General features: G+C 36.3%; 10 protein-coding genes. 3 read left to right on the top strand and 7 right to left on the bottom strand.

Going from position 1 to position 18,350, the window contains the following annotated elements:
• Positions 1-34: 34 nt before the first annotated feature.
• The 3 genes from ZPR_RS07720 to ZPR_RS07710 all read left to right on the top strand — a co-directional run bounded on the left by ZPR_RS07720 (position 35) and on the right by ZPR_RS07710 (position 6,461).
• Positions 35-3,409 carry a SusC/RagA family TonB-linked outer membrane protein gene (locus tag ZPR_RS07720; RefSeq protein ID WP_013071107.1) on the top strand — a complete coding sequence of 1,125 codons (3,375 nt, stop codon included), beginning with the start codon at positions 35-37 and terminating at the stop codon, positions 3,407-3,409.
• 12 nt (positions 3,410-3,421) lie between these two features.
• Positions 3,422-5,086 (top strand): RagB/SusD family nutrient uptake outer membrane protein, encoded by a 1,665-nt coding sequence (locus tag ZPR_RS07715; RefSeq protein WP_041578778.1) that lies wholly within the window; start codon positions 3,422-3,424, stop codon positions 5,084-5,086.
• Positions 5,087-5,225: 139 nt separating this feature from the next.
• A complete protein-coding gene (locus ZPR_RS07710) occupies positions 5,226-6,461 on the top strand; it encodes a YdcF family protein (protein WP_013071105.1) in 1,236 nt (411 codons plus the stop codon).
• Positions 6,462-6,692: 231 nt separating this feature from the next.
• On the opposite strand, the gene ZPR_RS07705 is transcribed toward ZPR_RS07710, so the two are convergent.
• The 7 genes from ZPR_RS07705 to ZPR_RS07675 form a co-directional block, all read right to left on the bottom strand.
• A complete protein-coding gene (locus ZPR_RS07705) occupies positions 6,693-7,904 on the bottom strand; it encodes a DUF4998 domain-containing protein (protein ID WP_041578777.1) in 1,212 nt (403 codons plus the stop codon).
• A gap of 17 nt (positions 7,905-7,921) precedes the next feature.
• Entirely contained in the window at positions 7,922-9,139 is a 1,218-nt protein-coding gene (locus ZPR_RS07700) for a DUF4959 domain-containing protein (RefSeq protein WP_013071103.1), read from the bottom strand.
• 15 nt (positions 9,140-9,154) lie between these two features.
• On the bottom strand, positions 9,155-11,119 hold the full coding sequence (locus ZPR_RS07695; RefSeq protein WP_041578776.1) for a RagB/SusD family nutrient uptake outer membrane protein: 1,965 nt from the start codon (positions 11,117-11,119) through the stop codon (positions 9,155-9,157).
• An 11-nt stretch (positions 11,120-11,130) separates the two neighbouring features.
• Entirely contained in the window at positions 11,131-14,355 is a 3,225-nt protein-coding gene (locus ZPR_RS07690) for a SusC/RagA family TonB-linked outer membrane protein (protein ID WP_148211687.1), read from the bottom strand.
• Positions 14,356-15,108: 753 nt separating this feature from the next.
• Positions 15,109-16,170, bottom strand: coding sequence for a type I restriction endonuclease (locus ZPR_RS07685; protein WP_013071099.1), 1,062 nt, complete (start codon positions 16,168-16,170; stop codon positions 15,109-15,111).
• A gap of 11 nt (positions 16,171-16,181) precedes the next feature.
• Positions 16,182-17,087, bottom strand: coding sequence for a hypothetical protein (locus ZPR_RS07680; RefSeq protein ID WP_013071098.1), 906 nt, complete (start codon positions 17,085-17,087; stop codon positions 16,182-16,184).
• A 3-nt stretch (positions 17,088-17,090) separates the two neighbouring features.
• Positions 17,091-18,350, bottom strand: a complete 1,260-nt coding sequence (locus ZPR_RS07675) for a hypothetical protein (RefSeq protein WP_013071097.1) — start codon at positions 18,348-18,350, stop codon at positions 17,091-17,093.

Raw genomic sequence — 18,350 nt, 5'->3', positions numbered from 1 at the left:
ACTAATCAAGATAAATAACGCTTTAATCAAAAAAATGAAACGCAAAATTTTACTCCTCGCTCTTGCTACATTTCCGCTGGTTACTCCTGTAAAGGCTAGTGAAAATGAACAAAATAAGGCTAGCAGCTCCAAGGTTTTAACTAGCATAAACCTTAACCTTAAAAAGGTTAGTGTAGAAAAAGTCTTTAAAATTATCGAATCTCAGGCCCAGAAAAAATTTATTTATCGATCTGATCAAGCCTATTTAAAAAGAAACATCAGCATAAATATTAATAACGCGAATCTTGAGGAAACTTTAGCAGAATTAGAGCGACTTACTGCGTTGCAATTCAGAATCTCTGACGATAGCATCTTGGTAAAAGAAACAGCTGCAAATAATCAGCAAGAGCGCGAAATCAAAGGCATTATTAAAGATAACAATAACATGCCCATACCCGGTGCCAGTGTTTTTGTAAAAGGTACCAATATTGGAACCGCAACCGATTTTGATGGGAACTTCAGCTTAACTATTCCTGCAAATGCGCAAACCTTAAGTATTACTTTTGTGGGCTATCAAAGAGCAGATGTCCCTATTACAGATCAGTCTGAATTCAATATTACGCTACAGGAAGATACCAATACGCTAGATGAAATCGTGGTAGTTGGTTATGGTACAGAGAAAAGAGAAAACATTACCGCTTCGATCTCATCAGTAGCTCCTGAAGACATCCAATCTTTACCAAAAGCAAATGTCACCGAAATGTTACAGGGCAGAATGCCGGGGGTACAGGTGATGAGTGATAATCGTCCCGGAGGGGGCACTTCTCTTAGGGTTAGGGGTTTTAGTACTATAAACAACAATGATCCTTTGGTAATTATTGATGGCGTACCTACTGCAAATGGCTTAAGTAGTATCAACCCCCAAGACATCGAAAGCTTACAGGTTTTGAAAGACGCAGCCTCATCGTCGATTTATGGATCACGTGCAGCAAACGGTGTGGTTGTGATTACTACAAAAAAAGGGCTTAATAAAGATTCTTTTTCGGTAAGTATGGATGGTTATGCCGGTATCCAGTCGGCATTTAACTTACCGAGAATGCTAAATGCGCAACAATACGGTGATTTATTATGGCAGGCTTATCGAAATGACGGCCAAACCCCGGCACATGATATTTATGGTAATAATCCCAACCAGCCTGAAATACCAACCTGGCTAAACAACGAACAAACCATACCCAGTAGTGATGTAGATTGGGTAAACGAGATTATGCGTCCGGCATTAATTCAAAACTATAATATTTCGATCCAAAAAGGTTCTGAAAAAGGGCAACACTCCTTTTCCCTTGGCTATTACGATCAGGAAGGAGTTATCGAATATACCGATTTTGCAAGATATTCAGCCAGATTTAATTCCAGTTATAATATTACCGACTGGCTAACTATTGGAGAAAATTTCTCTGGTTCCTATACTAAAGAAGTTGCTGTGGGTACTAATAGCGCTTTGGGCAGTATAGTTTATAATGCTTTTCAGTTTCCTTCCATCGTCCCCGTAAAAGATATTAATGGAAAATTTGCCGGAAATCCTATAAACGATATTAGCAATCCACTAGGAAGCCTGTACAGAAGTAAAGATAATGATCAAAAAAATGTTCGGGCTTTTGGTAATGCTTTTGCCAGTCTTAATTTTGGGGATTTTGAATTTAAATCTTCTTTTGGTCTTGATTATAATAATTTCAACTACAGGAATTTTAGTCCGGTTTATAATGAAATCATTGCCCAAAATACCATTAATAACTTAAGTACACAGAATAGTTATAATTACCAGTTCACTTTTACGAACACCGTAAATTATGCTAGATCTTTTGATGATCATAACCTGGATATTTTAGTAGGCCAGGAAGCTATCGAATATTACCAGGAAGCTTTTGCAGGATCACGCCAAAACTTCCTCTATGAAGATCCTAATTTTAGATACTTAAGTTTTGGCACAGAAAACCAGCTAAATAATGGTGACGCGAGAGAATGGAAATTAAACTCTTATTTTGGCCGTGTTAAGTATAATTTCGATGAAAAATATTTACTAACCGCTACAGTAAGACGTGATGGGACTTCAAGGCTAGCCAATAATAATTGGGGAACGTTTCCGGCATTTTCTGCCGGATGGCGCTTAGATAAAGAAGACTTTTTTGATCTTGGTAATGGTTTAACAAGTATGATGCTTAGGGCCAGCTGGGGACAAACAGGGAACCAGCAAGTACCATCTTACTCTACAGTAGATAGTTATAGCAATAACACTAATTATAGTGACTACGCGATTGGAGGCGGACAAAATTCAGTTTCTACCGGTTTAACACAAACACGGGTACCTAACCCTAACTTACAATGGGAAACCACTACACAAACTTCAGTAGGTGTTGATCTTGGCTTCTTTAATAATAAACTGAATGTCACTGCTGAAGTTTATACCAAAGTGACCGAAGATATTCTTGTGTACAACGCGGTACCGCTTACCTATGGAGGGACCAATGATGGCCAGTGGATCAATGATGGCAAAATGGAAAACAAAGGTTACGAACTTAATATTGAATATAGTGATCGAAAGGGAGATTTTAGCTATAATTTTGGTTTAAACCTTTCTGGATATAAAAACGAATTAACCGAATTACATAGTGTTGCTTATTTAGGAATTCCAAGCTCATCTCTACACAATGTAAATTTTGATCAGGAAGTCTCCAGAAGTACCGTTGGTGAACCTATAGCTTCTTTCTTTGGCTACAAAGCCGATGGTTTATTTAGAAGTCAGCAGGAAGTAGATGCTTATGGTCTCCAACCAAATGCTCAACCGGGTGATATTCGATTTAGGGACATCAACAACGATGGTGTGATTAACGATGAAGATCGTACCTATGTAGGATCACCTCATCCCGATCTTGTTTTAGGTTTAAATGTAAAACTAAATTACAAAAACTTCGATCTGGGGATGTTCTTTAATGGTAGCTTTGGTAATGATATCTATAATCTTACCAAGTATAAAACACAATTCTTTAACCAGTCAGCCTACAACAAAGATTCTTCTTTGCTAGGAGCCTGGACACCAGAAAATCCAAATTCAGACATTGCAAGATTAAGCTTAGATGATGCTAACAACAATATACGGCCATCTTCCTATTATGTAGAAAATGGTTCTTATTTAAAACTAAACAATCTACAATTAGGCTTTACCCTACCTGAATATGTGTTAAGCGTTGCGAATTTAAGATTGTACGTACAGGCAAGTAATGTTTTTACAATCACCGACTATAGTGGAATGACCCCGGAAATCGGACTTCAAAATTACTCGAGTAGCAGCCGTAACCTGGATATTGGGGTAGACCGCGGAATCTATCCACCCTCAAGAACATTCGTATTCGGATTTAACCTAAACTTTTAAAAAGCACAAAAAATGAAAATTAATTCTAGAATTTTAAAACTCGTGCTTGTCTTTATTAGTATAAGCACCCTATCCTGCTCTGACGATTATTTGGATGAAGTAACTTATGGGGAAGTTGCCCCTGATGAAATGACCAATCCCGACAATGTGGAGCGAGCTATCATTTCAGCCTACAGCGTCCTAAACGGACAATTTGATGGTGCTTCAAATGCTTATAACTCCCCGGCTTCAAATTGGAGCTTTGGTGATGTTATTTCGGACGATGCTTATAAAGGTGGTGGAGGTACTGGTGACCAAAACAATATTCATCAGATGGAAATTTTCAATACCAATCCTACCACACTGGATATCGAACGTAAATGGATGGCATTATATGAAGGTGTAAAAAGAGTGAACGAGGCCATGCGGCTTTTAGCGGCTTCAGAAGATTTTGATGAAAACCTAAGAATTCAACGTGAAGCTGAATTACGATTCTTGCGAGGACATTATTATTTTGAACTGAAAAAAATCTACAATCATATTCCCTATATTGATGAGACGGCAGCAGAAGTAAAAGATTATGCAAAATCAAATACCGAATTTACTTCTGAAGAATTATGGAATAAAATTGAAGCCGACTTTGAAGCTGCAGGTAAAGTTTTACCTGAAACTCAAACTGAAGTAGGAAGGCCTACCAATATTGCTGCTCAGGCTTATTTAGCAAAAACCTATTTGTTTCAAGGCGAATGGCAATTAGCTTACGATGCTACCACCGCTGTTATGAATAGTAATTATGGACTGATGGACGATTTTCAGGAATTATTCTTACCTGAAAATGATAACAATAAAGAAGTAATTTTTGCAGTTCAACAGAGTATTAATGATGGGCAGCCAAGCAATTATAACGGAAGTATAGGTGATCGTCTATTAGCTCCGGGAGGACCGTTTTATGCGCAGTACGGATTTCACAGACCGTCACAAAACCTGGTTAATGCTTTTAAAGTTACTGCTGAGGGTTTACCCGCAAACAGTAACGAAAATTTAACCGATACCGATCCTGTGGATCCGAGGATAGATATTACAATTGGTAGACCGGATATACCTTATAAGGATCTTGATATTCTTTACCAGGCAGATTGGGCCAGAGATCTGGCCACCTATGGAGCATTTGGGCCTAAAAAAAGAATTGTTTCTGCCAACTCTCCTTATCACTTAGAAGTTTGGCCTTATGTTAGTGCACTAAACTATTACATCATTAGGTTTGGAGAAGTTATTCTTTGGCGAGCTGAAGCCGCGGTAGAATTAGGAAAGCTCGAAGAAGCACGCCAATTGATAAATCAAATACGGGAAAGAGCTAAAAACTCAGCTTACGTAAAAACCTTAGACGGTTCTAATGATGCTGCGAATTACGAAATTGAACTTTATAAGACACCATGGACCGATAAAAGTGTAGCCAGAGATGCGGTACGAACAGAGTCCAGATTAGAACTAGCTTTAGAAGGTCATCGATTTTTTAATCTTGTTCGCTGGGGCATTGCCGATAAAGTAATTAGCGATTACCTTGAGGTAGAAAAAACCCGAAGAACACATTTATCCAATGCCAGTTTTACATCAGATAAAAATGAATATATGCCAATACCACAAGCGTATATCGATGGTATTGAAGAGGGTTTAGTTACCCAGAATAAAGGGTATTAGTTTGATTTATTTTTGATTTGAACAGGGGTTTTTAACAGGCCCCTGTTTTTATTTTATATTCATCGAATCTTATTGTAGAATTAGAAACGGTAGGACAAATGCTTAACAAAAAGTAAATGTTTTACCTAAATTTATTGGTATGACGAAATACATTTTAATTATAGCTTTATTACTTAATTATACGGGTAGTTTTGCTCAGGAAAATCCTGAGGTTTACCATACTTTATCTAAAAAAAACTTTTACTTTTTACACGCTATTGAAAATAATAGAGAGGTAAAAGAAGTATTGAATAAGGATAGATCGCTTTCAAAATTGTTATCGGAACAAAAAAAGCAGATAGCCCAAACTCTAGAAAAGAAAGAAAATGATCTGCACAGTCTTATCTATCCTTATTTAATAAGCGAGGAAGATTCTAAAAAAATAAGCGATCATTTAAATCGTATCTATAAGGAATCTCCCAAATTTAAAAATTTTATAGAAAATGATATTCGAAATTCAGGCGCCTATATTTTATATGATAAACTAAAAGCAAAAGAATTGATTGAAAATATATGGAGCCTTAATGCTGAAGGGATTAACCATATTCTAAAAGTCTACGGAATGGGCGAACATCCACAATATGCCGCTATAGATTCGGTTTCCTATAATGTAAAATCTGATTATTATAAAGGGGCAATAGCGATGTGGAGTGATCATATGGCTCTGGAAGTAAAAGAAAAAGATCTTTGGTTTAATCCTTCCCTAAATTTTGCATTATCCTTACTTTATCTGAATCATCGCGATGAAGCTGCCAGATATGAACCTCTTGAAGAATTGGAAAACAGAAAAACAGTGGAACATATAAAGAATATTGATTTTGCTCATTTCAAATATGCTTCCATTTTAATTTTAGGTAATGGTCCTGAAAATTATACAGATCGTTTGTCTGCTCTAGGAAAATTGAATATAAAGCTTGGTGTAAAAGCGTACCTTGAGGTCAAGGCACCACTGATTGTGGTCTCTGGAGGACATGCCCATCCTTTTAGGGCAAAATATTGTGAAGCCATAGAAATGAAGAAAGAACTAATGAAAGAATATCAGATTCCTGAAAACAGAATTATTATAGAACCCCATGCCAGGCATACTACAACAAACCTAAGGAATGCCAGTAGATTATACTCAAAATATGATGTCCCTTTGGATAAAGCGCATCTGGTCGTTACAAATAACAGTCATAGTCAATACGTAAGTAGCAACAACTTCAAGAATCGATGTATAGAAGAGCTAGGGTATTTACCAGCTCTAATTATGAGTAGAATTAATGACACTACTATTGAATTTCAACCGCTTAAAAATTCATTACAACAAAACCCTACAGAACCTTTAGATCCTTAAATAAAAAGTTTATAAACTAATTAGGGGGACAGTCCGGGATCTTTAAATAGCTTATCCTGTAAAACAATATGCAACTGAAATATTCACTCCATACTCAATAAAGTTCTACAGCAAGTAATAAGCATGTGATTTACTATAATTTAATGAAAAAAAATAGAAGAGTGCTTTTATAGACTGAGGGTAAAAGAGAAAGAACTTTCACCCTCAGATATTTATAAAATTTGTGAGAGATTATTTTACGACGATATCCCAGGATCTAACATTACAAAAACGTCCCGGATCACCATCTGCCTGAGTGGTAATCTGGCCTACAGTAATATCTGTTGCTCCCTCATCAATCGTAAATTCTAATCTATAGGTATACTCACTGCCTAAATCAACATTAATCCTTTTATAGGCTAAAACTTCCTCTGCGGTTTCAACGTCTGACACATCTGGAAGTGTGCTACCTTTAGCTACTACAAAGTAAGAACCACCTGGATCTGATAGCTGATGATTTGTATTGCGTATTAAGACATTTAATACATAGGAGGCCTCCTGTACACCTGGAACTGTTTGATATATTTTTCCATTATTAATAGCAGAAGCCCCCCAACCAGACTCTATATTAAAAATATTACCATTCCATTCATCCCAGCCACCATAGCCACCGTGAACCAACACAGGTTCAGTGGTAGTCCAGTTTTCTAAAATCCCCCATCTTCCAGACTTCGAAGACGCTTTAAATGGGATGGCTGCATTTTCCAAAATGGGCTTAGCCACTGGGGTATAAGAAACATAATCCGTAACAAAAGTATCTATTGCGGTTTCTTCAGGTAAAAAGAGAGTTCGGTATTTGTAGCTATCACCTACTTCATAATTTGAAATATCATATTTATCTGAGTCTATGGGAATAAATATTGGGTCGGATTGCCCATCCATAAGAATTTCGGTTCCAATTACACCAGTTGTAAGGTCCATACTTGCATAGGAAATAGATAATAAGCCACCAACCAAGTCGTTTGCCAGTACCGGTCTGTTATACAATGTATTCTGATAACGCTCTCCATAGACTGCTCCAGTCACATTTGAAACCAAAGATTTATTACCCTCAGCATCATAAGTGCGTACTTGAAAATTGTAAATATTCTCGGGAATATCATTTATGGTTACGCTGAGTGTATCTACCCCTCCACTACGATTAACCGGCACAGATACAGAATCTCTCCCATCGTTCCAAAACACACGGAATTCTGTTATTTTAGGATCTGCATCTATAATTCCTTGAAGCATTACTCTATTTTTTCCAGAAAAGGCTTTCAATGAATCCACTTTTTCAGTATAATTTATTTCACCACCCTCGGCAAATTTCTTGTAATCATCATATTCTTGGTCTGAACAAGACCAAAGGATCATAACACAGCTGAATATAGCTGTATATATATAAAAATGTAAATTTTTCATCTTCTATTTATTTGAGATTAAAATTCTGTATTGCCATAAACCTGGAGCTCAGAAATACCCATTGCATAAGTGCCTGCCCAGTTATCTATCATCTCTATGCGTATATAGCGTACCGGTTCGGCACTGGCATCAATATCCCAACTAAAACCGGCATTTGCTGTTTCGAAATCTTCACCAGTACTTTGACCATAAGGCAGTCCAGACGGTTTAATTTGCTTGTATGTACCCAGAAGAGTCCACTTATCTAAGTCCCCCGTAGTTTCCAATTCTGCAGAACCATAGATTTTAAATTCTTTCATGCAAACATTATAATAATAAGCTCTACCAGTACCATTACCGCTATTGAAATACTCAGGATAATCCCATATTACTATGCGACTAAGTTTCGTAAGCACTCCTATATCAAAACTCGTAATGTGGGTATCTGCTATAAAATTACCTTGAGTAAGATAGCATCTAGGCCAATTGATAATATCATTATCCCACATACCGGATTTAGGAGTAGAGTTGTGCCCTGGAGCATCATTAGGTAAGCGCAAATCCCCATAGCTTGACTTTGGTATTGCCTGTTCAAAAAGTGGTGTTATAGAAGTCACCAAAGTGTCTGTATAATTTAGCCACCTGTCTCGGATGGTAAAGGCAAACTCTTTTGATATAGTGTCGTACCCTCTAACTGTACGACGTATGTTATCTGTAGACGTATAAACACTGTTGGGGTCTGCTACATAATCGCCTTCATCATTTTTTGTAAGAATCAAAATAGCTAGATCCTCTCGCTGAGGATTGGAAGCATTGACAAAAATGCCACCAAATGCACTGCCCACATTAAGGCTTTTGTAAACATCAAAAATAGGAGAAGGCAATGGATTAACATTGATTGATACAGGCTCAGACTCCACTTCGCTGCGATTTACAGCCACGACATCAACAACTACATCATCATTACCCGTAAACCCCTGTAATGTCATCGAATTGGAATATAATGATGATTTTACCTCCATTTCTCTTCCAGTGGGAAGTATATAATTAGCCTTTACATACAATAAATCCTGATCCTTAGGTAACGTAAAAGTTAATTTCACCTTACCTGGAAGATTTTCAACATTCAAGTCACTTACTGGTTCTGGTGCTATATTGTTTGACTCTAATGGCATTTGTTCTATTTCTTCTGAGCAGGCGATAACGACAAACAAGAGCCCTAACAAAATGAATAATTTCATGATTTTTGTTCTCATAATTATAATTTTTTATTACCAACCTGGGTTTTGAACCAAGTTTGTGTTACGTATTAAAGAAGTTTCACTTAATGGCCAGAAATAATCACGAGGTGAAATAAAATTTTGAATATGGATAGTGCGTATCTGATAGTAGGAAGCTTCATCATCACCTTTAATATTCCACCCCTGAACGTTGTCATTAAATTCCTGTACAGCACGTTTCCAGCGCAAAAGATCCCAGTATCGCTGTCCTTCAAAGGCAAGTTCTATCATACGTTCCTGTTGTATAATACTTCTTAGACCTTCCTTAGATAATGGCTTACTTGGATTGTTAGAATGTGCTGCCCAGGATTCTACGACACCATCTAAACCTGCTCGTTCTCTTATTTGATCTAAATAGGAGTAAACCTCGGCTGTAGGACCTTGTATTTCATTGAGAGCCTCAGCATAAAGCAGATACAAATCTGCAAGGCGCATTTCTGGCCATGCATAGTTTTCAAAAGTTCCGCCGTCATTACTAAAGGTCATTCTCCAGTTTACTAGTTTTTTACAATAATATCCTGTCTCATTAAAAAAGAACGGATGATCGCTTCCTGAGTATTGCCCAAACTTACCTTCTATATGCCACTTGGTCTCATCTCCTAGCGCGTCACGCTTATACCACATACTTCCATCAAAACCTAAGTCGGCATAAAACCTAGGTTCACGATCAAAATTTAATCTTGAGGTACGATATCCTTCTTCAATATTATAGCGTTCATCAGGTTGAGCTTCTCTTAATTCAAGTATATCGTTAAAATCATATGCTTTATCTTCGGTAATAGGTACCCCATTATCAGTATAAAACAATTTTGCCATCGTGATTGTGGGTGAAATAACTTTTCGAGCCACTCTGGTATTATGACCTACTTCAAGGGGAGCCATAGCACTGGCCTGAAGGCCGTCTGCACCATCGGTCAAACTTTGAGTATTTGGCCATATAACTTCAAAACTTTCAGGGTCTGTAATTGCATTGCGAATACTCAACTTAGTCACGGTGGTATCTGTAAGATTAAAACCGGTACTTGCTTTATTAAACTTATACAAACGAAGTCCAGCTGCTTCAGCAGCATCTATAGCTTCTTTTGCTGCATCTGCGGCAATTTCCCATTTACTTGCCTCAAAAGCAGTGTTGTATAAAGGAGTGCCATCCTTATTTATCATTACTGAAAGGTCTGGATTACCGTTATATAAAGGGCTAGCGGCAGTTACCAAAATTCTCGCTTTTAAAGATTTAGCAATCACAGATGTGATTCGCCCATACTCTGTGTTTATATCTGCTATTACTGGAGGCAATACCGCTGCAGCCTCATCCAGAAGTCCTATGATATAGGTGATACCTTCATCGTAAGGATCACGAGACACATCAAAAGAAGGTGTAGGTGCATCTACAGAAACATTTTCTTTTATAATAGGAATAGCTCCATAATGACGCATTAGATAAAAATGATAATAAGCTTTTAAAAACTTAACTTCTGCAATCCATCGCTCACGCTCAGTTGGTGTAATGTCAGGAACATTACTAGGATCAGACATGTTCTGTATAAAAATATTACAGTGTCTTATACCATCCCAAATTTCGGATCCATCAAAAGGTAAACCACCCTGATACTCTCCCTGCCATACATCATAATAAGGATTAGCAACACGCTGCCTTCCTAAAGCAATTTCTAACGCGAAATAATCCCCGTTTTCACGATTGTCTGGCACCCACATTTCATCGCCGGCAAGAAATCCTGCGTTTCGGCGTAGATTACCTAGTCTTGGCATATAAGAATAACAGGTGAATAGGTATTTTTCGGCTTCTTGTCTTAAATTAAAAATCTTATCAACTGTTGCTAAACCATCCGGTACTACATCCAAGTAGTCATCACAGGCATTATAAATCATTACAATCGGCAGTAGCAATACCAGAACTAACTTTCGCTTCATTGATTTTTTAAATAGTATATTTTTCATTTTTCAGTTTTTTAAAAGTCAAATTGAACCCCGAGGTTGTAAGTAGATTGAATAGGATATCCTAATCCATTACCTCCCATTTCTGGATCCCAAAGTTTAAAGCTACTCCAAACGGCAAGATTAATACCGCTCGCATAAATACGTAGTGAACGTAATCCTAAAGACTCTGTTAATTTCTCTGATGCACGATAACCTAGCTCAAGATTTTTTAACCTTAAAAAATCATTGTTTTGCAGCCACCATGATGAGCTTTGAACATTATTTTCAATGATGGTAGAACTTAGACGGGGCCAAAAGGCATATAAATCTCTATTATCTTCAGACCAGTAACTGTCTGCAATAGCTTTAAGCAATCCATTTTGTCTTCCCGTATCATCCCCCGTACCTAAAACAAATGGTGAAATTGCTCTTGGATCAATTTGAAATGAGGATCGAGCTGACCCCTGAAAGAAAATACTCAGATCAAAATCTTTATAGCCTACAGTACCTCCAAAACCGTAGATTAATTCAGGAGTGGTTGGTAAACCAATAGGGACCTGATCCAATGGAGTTATAACTCCATCACCATTCACATCACGATATTTGATATCCCCTCCCGTATAATTACCAAATTGAGTAGGTGTATTATTCACTTCCTCCTGATCCGTAAATAAACGTTCAGCAAGATAACCGTACATTTGAGAAGCATTGTTACCTACCTTAGAAAGGTAACTCAACTCATCAGGGTAATTGAGCTCGTTAGTTTGCTTAACTTCATTCGTAGCGAAAGTCAACGTCGCTCTTGCCTGCGTCCACCAATCCTGATTAATCTGTTTATTGTAATCTAAAGACAAATCAATACCCTTGGATTCTAATTCTGCAAAATTTACCTGAGGATCAGCAGTTAGACCAATCACATCTCCTATCTCTGTACGTCTTTGAAGAATGTTCGTGCGCTTTTGCCTATATACCTCAGCGGTAATATTAAGATTTCTCCATAAACCTATATCAATACCAAAATTATACTGCTCCGAAATCTCCCATCCTATGTTTGAGTTTGCATAGCGATCAATAGAAACACCTGGACGGTAATAATTGTAATCCTGACCAAAAACAGCTCCGAAGTTTCCACTATTAGGGTTTACTCTTGATAAATAGAAGAAACGGTCTTCATCTTCATTTCCAATCTCATCGTTACCAGCTTTACCATAGGTAAATCTCAATTTAAGATTGGTAAAGGTATCCTTCCATTTTTCAAAAAATGCCTCATTAGATAATATATAACTTACACCAAAGGAAGGAAAGAAACCATATCTGTTGGTACGATCAAAGCGCTCCGAACCATTGTATCCAAAACTAAACTCTGCGATATATCTTCTGTCGAATGCGTAAGTAAACCTTCCTGAAAATGTATGATTACGATACTGTAATGATTGCTGCAGGTTACTATAGTCGGTCGTTTCAAAACTTTGTAAAACATTTATCAAGAAAGCTGATACCACGTGCCTCTCATTAAAAGTTTTATCATAATTAAGTGTAAATTGATTATAAAGTCTGGAGTTAGATTGATTTTCTCCGCCTGCCAGATTAAGAAACTCAGTTCCTGGTAAACCTATCGAAGACTGCGTACCATCATTCAAAACTCTCAACATAACACTGTTATCTACAGGATTACGCGAGGCCTGATAATAGAACGGATTGTAAGCACGACTAATGGAATAGGTATTATAGCGCCTTATGTAATTCATCGTACCTATTTTTAGACCTTCAGTTATAAAATCAAGTTTTTGATCTATTAAAAGTTGTGCCTGTACCGTTGAATTTTTGGTTGTACGGTATCCTTTCACCATCTCTGCATATGGGTTTACATACAAAGCATTACTGGATAACGATAACGGAGCATTACCAAACAAAGGATGCTCTGCAATAGGATAGAATTCTGAAGGAAAAATCGCCGGAAAAGCAACAGGATTTGCATTTACTGTAGAAGCAATAATATCACCCCCATTTGCAATAGGCCCATTATAATCATCAAACTGCCCATAAATATTAACCGTTGCAGATGTTGTTGATGTAAGATCAATATCTAATTTACTTCTAAGCGAATAATTCTGAAGTTTAATATTGCTATTGAAATTATTAATAGAATTTACATCAAGGATTCCATTATCAACATTATAAGTACCTGAAACATAATAGCGTGCACGTTCTGAACCTCCACTAGCACTTATATTAAAACTTTGGTTAATAGTATAATCTTTTAAAATCTGATCTATCCAATTATTGCTGGGATATAAATACGGGTTATCCCCTGCTGCAGTTCGATCTATTTTTATTCGAGAATAGGGCAATGCTGCTAATGGATCACGGGTAAGTGCTGCTTCATTAGCTAAATTCATATAAGTTATATTATCTGCGAATTGAAAATTATCTGTGTTTGTAGAAACTCGAGATGCTGCTCTTGCACTAAACTTCGCTTTTCCGGCCTTCCCACTTTTTGTAGTTATTAGAATCACCCCATTAGCCCCACGAGCTCCATAAACTGAAGCTGCTGCCGCATCTTTAAGGACAGAGAAGGTATCTATATCATCGGGCTGCAAACGTGCCAAATCGGTGGATGTTGACTCAATGTTATCAATTAGGATCAAAGGATTTCGCTTACCACTCCCAAAGGTGCTTAAGCCTCTTATAAAAAAATCAGAGTTATCTGCACCAGGCTCTCCAGATCTTTGAAAAGAAATCATTCCCGGCACCCTACCCGCAATCATATTTGTAAGGTTATTAGTGGGACCTTTCAACTCAGCAGGATTTATGGTAGCAATAGAACTTACCTGACTTTCTTTAAGTTGCTTTCCTCCAAAGGCAATTACAACAGTTTCTTCTAATGCTTCCTGGTCAAGATTCAAAGAAACATCAATAGTTTTCTGATCCGATACGACTACTTCCTTCGTTTCAAAACCTACAAAAGAAAAAACCAAGGTAGAACCGGGTGCAACACGAATGGAATAATTCCCGTCAAAATCTGTGACTGTTCCATTACCAGTTCCTTTCTCTAAAACCGTAACCCCAATCAATGGTTCATTTTTCGTACTACCATCATAGACTGTCCCTGTAATAACTGATTGATCAGGATATGATGCACTATCATAATCTTTACCTCCTGATGCTTGAACATCATAAGTGGCCAAAATAATACTAAGAAACCATAGCGAAAGGATTGGTCTTAATCTTTGCTTTTTTAAGTAATAATTTATCATTCAATAATCATTTAATTTTAATAAAATGTTAATTATCAGTTTAAAAGAAATCGTTTGAGTAGCTTCAAATTAACTTTCTGTTAGACAATTTTATTTATAATTAGAGATTATAATGGGGTGCAGAATGATATTTTTTAAGGTTCTCATGTTTAAAAATGAGTAATTATCAAAAAAACAATCTTAAAATTTCCATATTATCACAATTTAAACGTTTTAGTAAAATTTTAATAAAAGCTCAAAATTAACTTCAAAAATTAAGTAGTACATAACTGGAAAAAATACGAATGACTGCTTTTTAATTATAGCGACGGTAAAAAACCGGTAACATTATATACCTGGGTGAACCTATAAAGCTGATCATTATTTTTAAGCTATTAACGATAAATGAAAGACCAGATAATCTTAACTTAAAATGAATTAAAGTATAATTCTTTGTATCCTCTCAGATATAACAAAATTTTGGATCGCCTCACGCCTATGACCCTCATATAAAAAGCATGGATGCTAAAATGTTCATAAGCCTGCTGGCCTCCAAATTATTATAAATCAAAAACCTCGTGGAAGACCACGAGGTATGAACGCGAAAATCTTTTTAGAATTTACGTTATCAATAATCATTGCGATAGGATATTGTCTCATTTTTTAAAATGAAAATAAAGACAACGGGAAATTGTGTGTATAAAGCCAATGGCTATTTATGATTCTAAAATCGACTTTTAAATAAAAGTTTTATAGTCTTAGCTGAGAAAGCAATTACTCATTTAAATCATAGTTCTTTACTGTCATTAATAATTGTTCTTCAAAATTAAAAATGTCATCAATACTTTCCATTTTCACTTTTTCTTCTTTGCGATCATTATGAAAGGTACTGATATACTTTACACCACCGTTAAGGTGTAATCTACAAATAGGTTTTCGATTATTATTATCCAGTAAGATTCCAAAATAGCTTTGGGTATCGCGATATACTATTCGATCTTTAGCTACTTCTTTACGCAATAAGGCCAGGACTATATTATACCCTTCAATCTCTTCTTCAGTTGTTTCTATTTTTGAAGGTTTCTCTACCTCCTCGTGCACTTCTTCATTCTGTACCGCTTCTTCTTTACTTAATGCTGTCGATAGTCTATTGCTTACTTTTTCACTAATCAATTGCGAATATGCACGCTTTAGAATTTCTGTAAACTCTTCGACGACACTGGCAGTCATTCTTCCACTATAGACTTTACAGGCTAAAAGCTTAACTAAGTCTATGGATGGTGTGGTCATTTCATTTTCAATAACCCCTTTAAGTTCCCGGGTATATTTAAGGGTACTTGCATTATCAATGATCTTACTGATATCAAAGTTTGATTTATGAAATTTCTCAATTTCTTTAATCGTAGACTCTTTTAAATCTGTAATATCAAACTGAAAAAATGGCTTCTCATCCATCTTATTGGCATCCTCCAGATCGGTATAAAACTTATACGTTATTCCATTGGTAAGCAATGCGAATCGCGTTTTAGTGACATGAAAATAGCGAAAAAGCTGAGCTGAATTATGTACATCTAAAGATGATGTCCAGTGTTTACATTCAACTATAAGAATAGGTTCCCCATTTTGATAGATCGCGTAATCTACTTTTTCTCCTTTTTTCATACCAATATCCGCAGTAAACTCCGGTACAACTTCCATGGGATTAAAGGCATCATAGCCCAGTATATTAATAAATGGAAGTACGAAAGCATGTTTGGTAGATTCCTCATTGGTAATCTGATCTTTTAATTTATCGACTTTCGTTGCTAATGATTTTAACTGTGTATGTAGTTCCATAGTTTTAACTCTTAAGATTGAATGAATTTTGTAATTACCTGTTGCATATTAGAAGGTAAATCGGCATTATATATTTTATAATGAGCTACACCCATGGATTCCAACCAGTCAGACCAATAACGCTTGATGATATCATCCTCAAAATCATTTTTAGGATCGGGATTGATTCCCAGTACCAACACTTCTAAATTATCAAGATTGTTAGTTGCCGGAATAAACCCATAGTTGTTCTCTTCATATTTCTGTTCCCAGTTATTCTCTATTAAACGATTATTGCGAATATACTCTGGTGTTAAATAAGTTGTTTGATTTCCTTCCTTCCTAAGATTATCCTTGTGATAAATGTATCCGTCGGTGAGGATCACCAATAAATTCCTGTAGTTCTCTGCAATGCAGTAATCTTTAACTTTCTGGTTCATAAACTTCCAGGTATCCGATCCTACATAATGATCATCCAAAATCGCAAGTTCATAAATTTTTGTGGGTAGCTCTTTATAGTGTTGCTCGAAAAGCCTTAAGTTCTCATTACTAATATTCGCTTTATTAAAGCTGTATTTTAAATCTTTAGAAATGGTATTAATTTCAGGATTCGATGGCTCGGGGGCAAAGTACAATTGAATTTGATCATTGATTAAAATGATTTTCTTTTGCTGCACGTTCGCTTTAAAGGCATTGGCTATTGTTTGGATATAGGCAGCATCCCGTTGATAATATTCCATACTGGGATTGGGATATTTTTCTGGGTTAATACGATCAGACAGATCCAGTAACAAACTCACATTTAAATTTTTTGCAGAATGTGAAGTTATAGCTTGATTCTCCTCTTTTTTAGGTTGAACTGACGAGGTTTCTGATTCTGGTTCCGACTTACAAGCCAGAACCACAAAAATTATACTTAAATATCGTAGTGATTTCATTATTTAATTTTTTGAATAAACGAGATGTTGAAAATCGTTATCGGTTAGTTTCATTTCTTTTAAGTGAAGGTCTGCCATGTCCTCACAGGACTGCAACAATTCCTCTTTTTTGTTTGAAGGAAGTGCGATTTCGGTCATTATCGCCTGAAACCATCCTTCTTTATATTGGGTATGGTAAAGCAGGTATTCTTTAATTGGAAAAATGAATCCATTGATCTTGGATTGAATCTCTGCAATTTTTCCTTTTACCTCTATGATCTGATTTCTAAATTCAGAAAGCTTCTCCCCCATTTCTTCCTTAACCCGTTGTAGGTTCTTAATTTCTTCTTTCTTATTCTGAATAAATACTTTGATTTTATCCAGATTTTCATATTCCTTCATGATAAAATCAAAGACAAGCCCCCAGATAATATAGACCACAAAACCTGCAAAAATGATCATCCAAAACTGTGCTTCAAAAAGGGCTATACTTAGATCATATGGAGGATCGGTAAGGGTTTTATTGAAATCATAGATTTTCTGCTCTATAGCATAGGCCAACAGTGCATCAAAGGCAAAGGTCACCAGCAATAGTGCTGTTAATTTCAGATAATTTAAGATACCTCGCCCCTTTTGCATCATGTGGATCACATAACCTAACCCCATAAAAACAAATGGAATGGTAGTTACTAAAATTCCTTCCAGCCAGCTATCATTAAAAGCATTGGTAAAAGCATCTTTATCAAAAATGGCCGCGACTAAAGCATCAATAGTAAATTCTTTAAAAAATGCTGAATAGGAGGCCGACACATAAAAAACCAACAAATAAAGTGTGATAGGAAGCAATACCAGTAATCCTATATAAAATTGAGCTTTAGGTCGTTTATCGGCCTCTACACCATATTTTTCGGGATCATGTTTTACATCAATCATATCTTTATGTAGCTTCTCGATATGCTGATTATTTTGAAGATCTTTTTCTTCAAAAATAGATAAACCTGTTTCCAGTTTTCTAAGCTCCGTACGCAAACGTTCCTGCTCTTCTTTATAGGGTTGTTTTAATTTCTCCTGTTCTAATTCCTGTCTCCTGCATTGATCTTCAAAACTCGCAAACAGATTTTGTAGACAGGCCTGTAAGACAATTGGTTTTCCCGAAGCTTTTGTAGAGGCTGCAAACCCACTCTGATAATAGGTAATACGGATTTGTTCTTTATCCTCCTTTGGTAATGCTTCTTCCTTTTGCTCTGCAGTATTACGAACTGCAAATAAATTTTTGATGGCCAT

Origin of the sequence: Zunongwangia profunda SM-A87 (assembly GCF_000023465.1) — a bacterium.
GTDB lineage: Bacteria > Bacteroidota > Bacteroidia > Flavobacteriales > Flavobacteriaceae > Zunongwangia > Zunongwangia profunda.
This window is presented reverse-complemented; position numbering and strand designations above follow the sequence as displayed.